This is a genomic window from Cysteiniphilum litorale, from assembly GCF_003428165.1.
GTDB lineage: Bacteria > Pseudomonadota > Gammaproteobacteria > Francisellales > Francisellaceae > Caedibacter > Caedibacter litoralis.
The window spans coordinates 32,688-43,582 of the sequence record NZ_QLIQ01000027.1; the positions used below are offsets into that span (position 1 = coordinate 32,688).

Genomic DNA, 10,895 nt, shown 5'->3' on the forward strand with positions numbered 1-10,895 from the left:
TTAAAAGAGGGAAGAGGAATATGGGTGCAGAGTTCACACCAAAAAAATCAGGCGTATCACTATTAAGTGCGACTTTATTAAGTGCCACTTGTATGGTTGGCTCAGGCTGGCTTTTTAGTGCGCAATTAACCGCAAAAATCGCAGGAAACTGGGCGTTTCTTGCATGGATTCTAGCCGCTATTTTAGTCTTATTGGTTGGCTTATGTTTGGCAAAGGTTGTTGCGGTTTATCCAGTGCGTGGTGCGACAACACGATCAAGCGCGTTATCACACAATGGCATCTTTGGTATGCCGTTTGCATTTGCTAACTGGTTTGGCATTATGGTGGTGATTGCCACTGAGGCACAAGCAACAACACAGTACTTATCTGCAGCGATTGGATCTGAAGCGTTGATGCAGAATCATGTATTAACTTATGGTGGTAAGTTTTTAGCTTTAGGTATTTTGTTTGTCTACTTGATCGTCAATTTTTATGGCATTAAGCTGTTAACACGAGTAAACAATGTGGTCACTGTGCTTAAGGTTTTCACGCCATTATTTGCCATCGCTGTTTTTTTAATTGCCGCATTTGATCATTCAGGATTGAGTAACAACTTTAATTTACCAACAAATGGTGATTATGGCTTTAGCAGTGCTGTGATGGCAATTATTGGTGCGGGATTAATTTATTCATTTAATGGTTTTCAGATCAGTGTCTCGTTTGCCAGTGAGATTAAAAATCCAAAACGTAATGTGCCGTTGTCCATTATCTTGTCGATCTTTGTTATTTTGATCGTTTATATGGGCTTACAATATGCGTTTATGGCAGCGGTTCCACATGAGCTTTTGGTTAAAAATGGTGGTTGGCAAGGCATGAATTTTTCATCACCATTATTAAATTTAGCGATGCTATTAGGTTTGAATTTCTTAGCTATTTTGTTATTGGCTGATAGTGTGGTCAGTCCATCGGGCACGGGATATACCTATCTTGGTGCTTCATCGCGCATGCTTTATGCAATGTCAGCAGAAGGGCAAATGCCGCGTTGGATTGCGAAGCTTGATCCAGTATACAACTTCTCAAAGCGCTCAATGATGATTAACTGGGTATTAGCAGCAATTGTCTTATTTAATGCCGAGAGCTGGGCAGCGTTGATGGTTGTGGTCACTGGTTATCATGTTGTTGGATATATGGCAGCACCGATTAGTATGGGAGCAATTGCGCCTAAAACACGTTGGTTAGGGTTGGTCGTCTTTGTGATTTTAGGGCTTATCATGCTGACGATTCCAAGTCATGATCTGATGTTAGTTAATAGCTCATTAACTATCTTGTTGATTATCTATGCTTTCGTACAGCACAAAGTTGGCGTGCAAAAACTATTATTGTTTATCCTGCCATTTATTGCTTACCTATGGTTATTATACATCGTGCCAAATATCTGGTTTGTTGCGATTATATCTGTCATTTTTTATATCTTAATCACGACTAAGTCTTATGTTGCAATGTGCAAAGAGCATGGTGATTTAAATCGAGTGATTGAAGATTAATAATATATCTGGGCGTATACAATACGCCCCTACAGAAAGCTGTGCTAAACAGTTAGTTGATAAGGAACTTCAACAATAATTCGTGCTTGACCTTTGGTCTCGGTTTTACTGACACTTTTTAAGCCCCAACGTAAAAGAGCGGTTTTTTGATTATGCAGGAATGTATGCCATAGTTTGGTGGTTTCTGCTTTAGGAAGAACCAAGACAGCCAATCCTCGCTCAGGCTCAGTTAAATCCGTGCGACGAATAAACTTGATAAGTGGTCTTGATAGCGATTGATATTGTGAATCCAGAATAACTAACTCTTCAGGGAAGTTTAATTCATTCCATTGTTTCTGTAAGCGTGCGGTTTTTTCAGGATTTATATTGATGGTCACTGGTGTGATATCAGGCGATATCTTGCGCGCAAAACTAAGCGCTGCAATCGTGCCTTTATGTAATTTTGACACAGGCACAATTACTTTTAATTGTGTGTCTTTTTGTAATGAGGTCTCAATCAAACCGGTATCAGCACTTAAAGATAGTTCTTGATCCGCTAAACGATAATGGTGAGCAATGCGATAAAACATCAGAATTAATAGCGGCAAAGCAATGATGATAATCCACGCACCTTCAAAAAATTTAGACTCAATAACGACAATTACAGCAATGAAGGTACAAAGACAACCGAAGCTATTGATGCTTGCTTTGATCCACCAGCTTTTGACCGTGCGACGACGGTTATACCATACGCGCACAAGACCTGCTTGGCAGAGGGTGAAGGCTAAAAATACACCAATGGAGTATAGCGGAATAAGCGCACTGGTATTGGCTTGAAAGACAATGATTAACACACAAGCAAAAACAGCAAGTGCCAAAATCCCATTACTAAAGGCTAAGCGATCACCAACGTTTTGTAGTTGTCTTGGTAGATAACCATCTTTACTAATCATTGAGGTTAGGAGTGGGAAGCCCGCAAAAGAAGTATTGGCTGCGAGTAATAAGATCAAACAAGTGACTGTTTGCAATAGATAATAAAATACGCCTCCACCAAAAATATTGTGTCCGATTTGCGATAATAAACTCTGATCGGTTAAAGGCTGTAACTCTAGTTTAGATGCAAGAAATGAGATTCCTAAAAACATCGAAATCAAGAGTACGATCAATACCATTAAGGTGATCGATGCGTTTTTAGCGCGTGGCTGTTTAAATGACATCACACCATTAGCAACGGCTTCAATCCCTGTCATTGCTGAACATCCTGATGAAAAGGCGCGCAGAATGAGTGTCAAGGTTAAGACCCCTGTTAATGGCGCCATAAGGTCTGTCGCATGTGAGTAATCAACAGGAGGTAAATTGCCAGTGAGATAGCGATAAAGTCCAATGCCAACCATCGATAATATAACGACAACGAAAGCGTAAGTTGGCCACATAAAGGCAGAAGCTGATTCTTTCATGCCGCGCAGGTTCATCCACATGATAAAAATAATCGCGATAACAGCCATGAGCTCAGCATGTGATTGTACTTCAGGAAAAGCCGAAGTAATCGCTAAAATGCCTGCCGAGACACTCACCGCCACCGTTAAAATATAATCAAGCATGAGCGCGCCTGCGGCAAGAAGCCCCATAAAGGTGCCTAAATTCTCGCGTGCCACAATGTATGCCCCACCGCCTTCAGGGTAAGCATCAATAGCTTGTTTGTAGGATACGCCAACGACAACAATCAAGATGGCAATAAAAATAGCGATATGCATCGACATCGCTAGGGCTGCGGTACCTGCTAAGATAAGCACAGTTAAAATCTCACCAGTTGCATATGCTACGGAGGATAGTGCATCGGAAGAAAAAATAGCTAATGCATGTTTTTTTGATAAAGCATGCTCTTCAGCTTGGGCTTTGGGAATAGGGTCGCCAAAAAAAATGCGTCCTAATTTCATAAGTGAAATCCATCGTGTTTCTCATCGGTTAAGTCCGCGAATTTACACTATTTTTATTTTTTAGGCAATGTTGGCAGAATATCTAAAAAGACAGAGAAAGAAAAAAGTAAAAAAGCAAAAGACTTAAACTGGGTTATCAATATCAATAAAGTGATGTGTTAAATCAAAGTGCTCAGCAAGATGTTGACCAAGGGCTTTTATGCCATAGCGCTCGGTGGCATGGTGACCTGCAGCGATATAGGTGATACCTAACTCACGTGCAATTAAGGTGGTGCGTTCAGAGATTTCACCTGAGATATAAACATCGGCACCAGCATGATAGGCGTGTTCAATAAAATCTTGCGCCCCCCCTGTGCAGATGGCAATTTTTTGAATTTTTTGATTCATCTTGCCGACAATAAGAGGGGTGCGTTTCAATTTGGCAGTAATAAGATGAGCAAGCTCAGTTAATGTCGTGTGATGATCACAGAGAATCCCATAATTAGGTGTGGTGCCTGTATCAAACTCAGCGCTCACATTGAGATCTAGAAGTTGAGCTAATTGTGCGTTATTACCCAGTGTTGGATGAACATCAAGCGGCAAATGATACGCAAATAAATTGATATCATGCTTGATCAGTGATTTGATGCGTTGGTATTTTATGCCGGCAATGGTTTGGTTCTCGCCTTTCCAAAAATAGCCATGATGCACAAGAATGGCATCTGCCTTTTTTAAAATAGCGGCTTCTATTAGCTCAAGGCTGGCACTAACACCTGTGACAATGGTGTGAATACTTTTCATGCCCTCAACTTGTAGACCATTAGGACAATAATCCTTGATCATATCAACATTTAATAGTTGATTGAGATATGCTTTAAGCTCTTTTTGATCAATCATATGTGACTCGTTGAGTGTGTGATTTCATCAAGATAAGGAATAGAGCTTTGCGCCCCTAGTTTAGTGACGGAGAGCGCTGCTGCTTTGTTAGCAAATGCAATAGCCTCTAGCAAGGTATTATTTTGAGCAAGCGCACTGACCAAAGCACCATTAAAAGTATCCCCTGCTGCCGTGGTATCAATGGCAGCTACTTTGTGTGTGGGAATAAGCTTTGCAGTATTGCCATCATAGAAGAAAGCACCCTGTGCGCCCATGGTAATAATAACGTTACTAACACCTCGATTAAAGAGCACTTTAGCAGCCATAAGCGCTGATGATTCGTCTTTAACCTCAATGCCAGTGAGTAATGCAGCTTCTGTTTCATTAGGTGTGATGATATCAATCAGTGGGTAAAGCGTATCAGGTAAGCTTTGCGCAGGTGCTGGATTAAGTACAAATAAGCATTGATTGCTTTTGGCTAATTCGCCAGCACGCATAATGGTTTCTAAGGGCGTTTCTAGCTGTGTCAGGACAATTTGACTATGCGCAAATTGCGTGGTGAGTTTATCTAAATCTTGAGGTGTTAATAAAGTGTTAGCGCCAGGGGCAACAGCAATCGAGTTCTCGCCATTTTGGGCAACATAAATCATTGCGACACCAGAGGGTTCAGAGCTGCGCTTGATATGTTTGATATTAATATTATCTTTGCGGTAATTATTGATAAGTGTTTCGCCAAAGCTATCCTCACCGACACAAGAGACAAAGCACACATCACTACCTAGGCGTGCACTTGCAACCGCTTGATTAGCGCCCTTGCCACCTGAGGCTGTTAAAAATTGTCCACCTAAAATTGTCTCTCCTGGACTTGGAATATGTTCAACCTGTATAATCAGATCCATATTGGCACTACCAATGACCATTATTGTCATAATCACTATCCTTAAATTTTGTTATCAAAATATATAAAACTTGGCTATCGTATCATATTTTCTGCCTACGCCTAAACAGCTAATGGCAGCTACCAGCAGTATATCATTGCTTAGAGCATGTAAAGCCTGCAAAAGTATTGTGTCTGGTATACAATACTGCGCAATGCATCTCTAGAGTTTTGAAAAATGATTCATATTGCGCTATATGAGCCTGAGATTCCGCCTAATACTGGAAATATTATTCGTTTGTGCGCCAATACTGGGGCAAAGCTTCATTTGATTGAGCCGTTGGGTTTTGATCTGGATGATAAGAAGTTGCGTCGTGCTGGATTAGATTACCATGAGTTTGCCGCAGTGCTTAGATACAAGAATTTTCAACGTTTTGTTGAAGCACATGCTGATAAACGAATATGGGCATGTACAACAAAAGCCAATCAATACTATCATCAAGTTGAGTTTCAAAAAGATGATATCTTACTTTTGGGACCTGAAAGTCGAGGACTACCGCAAGAAGTCAGGGATCAGTTGCATCAAACGCAAATCAAATTGCCGATGCTAGCAAATAGTCGCAGTTTAAACCTATCTAATGCTACGGCAATTATGCTGTTTGAAGCATGGCGACAATTAGGATTTGAAGGCGCACTATGAGCGATCAAAAGTCTTTTGTGGCGTATGCAGTTGCTATTGTTATGCTCATGGAGCTCGTTGATGGCAGTGCGTTAAATACCTCCTTGCCACAAATGGCGGCGTCATTTGATGTGAACCCGATTAGTTTAAAAGTTGCTATTACCGTCTATTTGTTAACTTTGGGTCTGTTTGTGCCAGCATCAACATGGGTGGCTGAGCGCTTTGGTACAAAAAGAATATTACTCATCTCAGCTATAGGGTTTATTTTATCGTCTGTACTTTGTGGCTTATCGACCAATTTGCCAATGCTTGTAGTCTCCCGTGCATTACAAGGCTTTTTTGGTGCATTTACGATGCCAGTAGCGCGGATGATACTGGTGCGTGTCTATAAGAAAAATCTGTTATACGCAATGACGATTATGGGGAGTATTTTAACCATAGGACCTATGCTTGGCCCTTTGATTGGTGGCGGGATTACGACTTACCTTAATTGGCGCTATATTTTCTTTATCAATGTGCCTATTGGCTTATTTGCATTAGTACTTGCTTGGCGCTTTATCCCTAAAATCGATGGCAAAAAACAAGATTTTGGATTTGATTATCTGGGATTTATCTTGCTTGGCATAGCTATCGCATTTTTCATGTTTGTATTAGATACCGTTATTGATCATTCGATTTCAAATAGCCTGAAAGGCGTGGTTCTAATCTTTGCTATTGTGTTATTGCTGTTGTATTTGATCTATGCGCGATATAAAAGGCAAGGTGCGATTGTGAACCTTAATATTTTCCGTCATCAAAGCTTTAATGCCTTAGTGTTAGTCAGTGTTATGGTACGCTTATCAACGATGGGACTGATGTTTATGCTGCCATTGTATTTGCAAATTCATCATGGTTTTAGTGCCTTTGAGGCAGGACTTGCTTTTATGGCGTTTATGATCCCTGCATGGCTTGTTAAGCGTGTGGTTAAGGCGATTTTAAAAGCGCTTGGGCTATATCGTTATATGCTTATTATCATTGGTCTTATGTGTTTTAGCTATCTAGGGTTAGCATGGTTATTTAGTCATTTTGATTTTGCACTGTATTTAGGCTTGTTAGCAGTTATTGGTGCTTCATTTGGTTGTTTTACGATGGTGACTAACTCCAGTATTTATAGCACAGTAAGTGACGATGAGGTCGGTGTTAGTAGTGTCATTATGAGTGCGGTTATTCAGTTATCAAGTGCCTTTGCGGTTGCGTGGGTGGCAACTTTGTTAGCAACGTTTTCCAATGTGTTTGAGCTTAGTGCCCATTCTACGATTACGCTTCATGCGTTTAGTTATGTTATGATTTTTTGTGCACTAGGCATGTTTATGACGGCTATTTATTTGTTTTTTTGTCAGCAAACACATCGCTTAAGTGGTATTCAATTAACGTAAGAACTAATTGTGCTAATTTTAGAGTCAACTATTTTGACGTATATGGGGTAGAATAGTTTTTTAAAATCAGCAACTAAAATCATATATAATTCGGTTGGATCTTCTAGCCAAGGTGCAACCAATTCTCTGAAATGACTAGATCTTAATTGTTTAAACATTTTTTTATTACCTTCTAAACTTTCTTCTTTTTTCACTGATGACCTCGTTATTCCCATGTTTAGTTGCGGCGAAGCCGCTTAGGGTGCTCCTTACTTAAATTTATTTTTTATTGAAGAGGTGTAGGTAACTGTAATTTCCATTAGAAAAATTAGGTATATTTAGCGTTGTGTCAATTGCCTTTCTGATCATGTCCTCATCTACTTCGGCAGGAGGAATCATTAATACACTCTCTTTAGGGTGATTAAGAAGATCAATAAGATAGTTGGCACTGTTACATTGGCTAAACATTTTTGTAAGTTCTGCAGTAGCCTCTGTACCATAGTGTTTATGGTATAGATTGATCAGACATATCAATGCTTCTCGTAGCTTTGTCACTTTTAGTAGTTTCGGAGTAGTATTGATGTCAAAATATAATACTTTGAATTGCTCTATCTGCTGAATTGCTAGGGGTGTTTGATTTATATCAGTAAGTGTTTGCATAGGACGTAAGTAGTACTCATCATAGACCTCTTGTCGCGAGAGGACCCTGTTATTTAAATTAGTTAGATAGTCCCTGTGCTTACTGTATTTCCTACCGTCAAAAAGCCGAGTATCAAAATTGTCCATCATAAGAAACTCCAGTTTGCTTTTCATGATTGCATAAGATAGTTGTTTTATGCTGTGTGTCGCTTCATGCAAGCACCATTCATTGGTTTTAGTATGTTGCAATCGATACATGGCAAAAAAATTATTTATCATCTGATTAGCATTATCTTTAATATCAGCGCTAACGTGAAGCTCTTCACATATATCGCTAAGTGCCTGACTCGTATTGGTATATGCTGATGCGATGTAGTCGAGTACTAGCATCTTCATGATTAGGGGTCTGTATTTATTCTCTGTAATAATTGCTTTATATATTGCTTTGTTAGTCAGAAGCAAGTTGGTGATGTCCTTTATTTGCAAGTGCTGACATATTATATGTAAAATGTCACTGTTTTGTTCTATTGATTTCATCTTGAAATTACCTTTTTTAGCATGAAGCCTCCATTGAGTGCGTAGATTTATAGGGGGTGATTTACCCTAATTGTTTCAAAGTTGTAGTTATTTAATGTATATGCTCAGCTTATGGCATGTATTAAACGGAAGAAGCAGCCATAAACTAAGTGTGTTTTTATTACAAATGACAATCGGCGTAGCTTACATCATTAATGCATCAAAACTAAAGGGCTAATAGCTCAGTATTTATATTAGGATTTACGCCATTATCCATCCCAATTTCCTTATTAGTTATCGCATCAAACATCATTGAAGTTGATACATCAATATACTTAGCGTACTGTGCAAGCTTACTGGCATAGGTTTCAGACGCTACCTCATAACTTACTAAAAAGCGGTTGCCATCAGCAAGCTTAGTAATAGTAGGTGTTGGAGAAGTTTCTTGATTATCAGCAATTTTCATAAAAGCATATTTTGGTTCTGCACTATCATCAAAGGAGTAGCTTAAGAGATTAGTGACATAAGTATGACTTTCTGAGTTTGTTGATTGATCCTCAACATAGGCGTAAACAATGCTGTTATTATTGCTATTAACATAATCAAAATCACTAATAGCATAGCTTGTTTGATCCGTTCCTGGGATCTTGTCACCATTTTTCAAGAGAGTAATTGTTTTTGCAGCACTACCATCTGTGGCGTTTGCTGAGATCTCAGTCGCCAATAATGATCCATTGTCTGTTTTGCTATCAATCGCTGAGCGATAGCTTAAAACAAAATAACCATCATCTAAAAATGACAGACCAATGTTATCATTGCCCTCTGCACTTAATACATTTTGTATACTACGCTGAAATGTTAGTGTCTTTTTTATATCATCAACTTTAGCAATATAAATAGACAGCTGTTTATTATCTGCTGAGGAAACCAAAAAGGCAATTTGATTGTCTTTGGTATGCATATCGACAATAGCGGCTTGTGGTGCTTTATAGATTGTAAAGTCTGCTTCATTTGGAAACCCTACACTTTCTAAAGGTTGTGGATTACTAATCATAATCTCAGCATTGGTATTTTCTGTGTATTTTGTTGTAAGTTGCGATAGCGTGAATTTATTCATTGTGCTATCAAAGCCAATGAGGTCATTATTGTTTTTTAGTCGCGCATACTTTATATCCTCAGGAAGATAATTAAAAATCAGATTACTGTTTGAGGATAACGGATCATTATTTGCTGTGGTATCGTAAATAGAAGCATAGTTATATTTATAGATAAAAAGAACAGCAGGCTGCGTCACTTCAGAAAGCAAATAACTAAATGATTGTGTCACTTTCTGATCGGTTTGAGACAGAGAAAATATGAGGTTATTTGTGTCAAGCTTTTTATAGGCTTTCACGTCATCGATAGCCGCGGCAGGTGTCGAGAATGTGATATCAATTTTGCAGCGTTGCCCGGTAGTCATCGTATCAGTTGGATTATCATCACATGTCATGTGTTCGGCGCTAATGACATCGTTATCAGATGTAACCGTTATTTGGTATTTGATGGGCTCGTCACCTATAGATTTCAAACTATCCTTATTTGGTGCAAGATAGATCCAGTAAGATGCGTTATAGCTGCTATTGTAAGGTAATATAGTATCACCTGGTGTTTGTGCCTCAGTTACTTCAAGGGTTGGCGGTGTAGGTGTTGGAGTAGGTGTTGGAGTAGGTGTTGGAGTAGGTGTTGGAGTAGGTGTTGGAGTAGGTGTTGGAGTAGGTGTTGGAGTAGGTGTTGGAGTAGGTGCTGGATTGACCCGAGAGCCTGATCCACCATGATTTCCTCCGCAAGCACTCAATAATAGTGTGCTAGTTACTCCAAGACATATGACGAGTGATTTCAAAGATGTTTTTATCATACTAAACTCCTTTTTTGTGTTTTTCATATTTTTATTTTTCATGATTGATGCTTAACCCATAGTTGCTGACATCAAGGATGACTATCCCGATAGATCTCATATGGATTTACTTAATTAGTGTTTAGCTAAATAAGTTGGTCTTATTGTAATAAGAGATTTGAGAGAAAACTTTAGTTAAAATGTTTAAATTTCAGTGTTTATATGAGCTATTTTTTACAAATATTTAACATCTTTGGCAGGCGTTATTAACCAATACCTCAACACAGCGATGATAAGGAAATATATCGCTTGATTGGTTTTGTTACAATTTAACAACACTTTTTAGAATGACAAAAAAATAAAATTGTGAATGGTGAAAAGTGTCAAGGCTCAGGCAAAATATTGCCTTACAGTAACCAGTCAAATGAGAAAATCATCGTGTACACTATTCTACCCCAAAGTGTCAATACAGTTTTTTAAAAATTCTTATTCCTACACATGTCATGCAACCTGCAATGTTTTTTGCGCCTGACTTTTAAAGTCAATAGCACCTTCTTTGTACACGTTCATTGGTTTTTTGTATCCCAAACTTTCATGAAATCTACGGTTATTATAAAAATCAA

9 protein-coding genes are annotated in these 10,895 nt (G+C 38.8%); 3 read left to right on the forward strand and 6 right to left on the reverse strand.

Annotation, left to right across the window (positions count from 1 at the left end):
• The first annotated feature begins 20 nt into the window (after positions 1 to 20).
• Entirely contained in the window at positions 21 to 1,523 is a 1,503-nt protein-coding gene (locus DNJ75_RS10615) for an APC family permease (protein ID WP_117003437.1), read from the forward strand.
• 44 nt (positions 1,524 to 1,567) lie between these two features.
• On the opposite strand, the gene DNJ75_RS10620 is transcribed toward DNJ75_RS10615, so the two are convergent.
• From DNJ75_RS10620 to rbsK, 3 genes are all read right to left on the reverse strand, one after another.
• Positions 1,568 to 3,439 (reverse strand): APC family permease, encoded by a 1,872-nt coding sequence (locus tag DNJ75_RS10620; protein WP_117003438.1) that lies wholly within the window; start codon positions 3,437 to 3,439, stop codon positions 1,568 to 1,570.
• A gap of 123 nt (positions 3,440 to 3,562) precedes the next feature.
• Positions 3,563 to 4,315 carry a Nif3-like dinuclear metal center hexameric protein gene (locus tag DNJ75_RS10625; protein ID WP_373282851.1) on the reverse strand — a complete coding sequence of 251 codons (753 nt, stop codon included), beginning with the start codon at positions 4,313 to 4,315 and terminating at the stop codon, positions 3,563 to 3,565.
• On the reverse strand, positions 4,312 to 5,223 hold the full coding sequence (rbsK, locus tag DNJ75_RS10630) for a ribokinase (RefSeq protein ID WP_117003439.1): 912 nt from the start codon (positions 5,221 to 5,223) through the stop codon (positions 4,312 to 4,314). The genes DNJ75_RS10625 and rbsK overlap by 4 nt, the downstream gene beginning before the upstream one ends.
• A gap of 186 nt (positions 5,224 to 5,409) precedes the next feature.
• Between rbsK and trmL the strand changes: the two genes are divergently transcribed.
• Together trmL and DNJ75_RS10640 are read left to right on the forward strand one after the other, a co-directional pair.
• Complete coding sequence (gene trmL, locus DNJ75_RS10635; protein WP_117003440.1) at positions 5,410 to 5,871, forward strand: tRNA (uridine(34)/cytosine(34)/5-carboxymethylaminomethyluridine(34)-2'-O)-methyltransferase TrmL; 462 nt, start codon at positions 5,410 to 5,412, stop codon at positions 5,869 to 5,871.
• Complete coding sequence (locus tag DNJ75_RS10640) at positions 5,868 to 7,265, forward strand: MFS transporter (protein WP_117003441.1); 1,398 nt, start codon at positions 5,868 to 5,870, stop codon at positions 7,263 to 7,265. The genes trmL and DNJ75_RS10640 overlap by 4 nt, the downstream gene beginning before the upstream one ends.
• Here DNJ75_RS10640 and DNJ75_RS10645 read toward each other — a convergent pair.
• The 3 genes from DNJ75_RS10645 to DNJ75_RS15515 all read right to left on the reverse strand — a co-directional run bounded on the left by DNJ75_RS10645 (position 7,253) and on the right by DNJ75_RS15515 (position 10,293).
• The gene (locus DNJ75_RS10645) at positions 7,253 to 7,459 is read right to left on the reverse strand and encodes a hypothetical protein (protein WP_150469021.1); all 207 of its coding nucleotides are present in this window, start codon (positions 7,457 to 7,459) and stop codon (positions 7,253 to 7,255) included. The two genes, DNJ75_RS10640 and DNJ75_RS10645, sit on opposite strands and share 13 nt — an antisense overlap.
• 64 nt (positions 7,460 to 7,523) lie before the next feature.
• Entirely contained in the window at positions 7,524 to 8,420 is an 897-nt protein-coding gene (locus tag DNJ75_RS10650) for an F-box protein (RefSeq protein ID WP_117003443.1), read from the reverse strand.
• 205 nt (positions 8,421 to 8,625) lie between these two features.
• On the reverse strand, positions 8,626 to 10,293 hold the full coding sequence (locus tag DNJ75_RS15515) for a hypothetical protein (protein WP_188618919.1): 1,668 nt from the start codon (positions 10,291 to 10,293) through the stop codon (positions 8,626 to 8,628).
• Between the last annotated feature and the right edge of the window lie 602 nt (positions 10,294 to 10,895).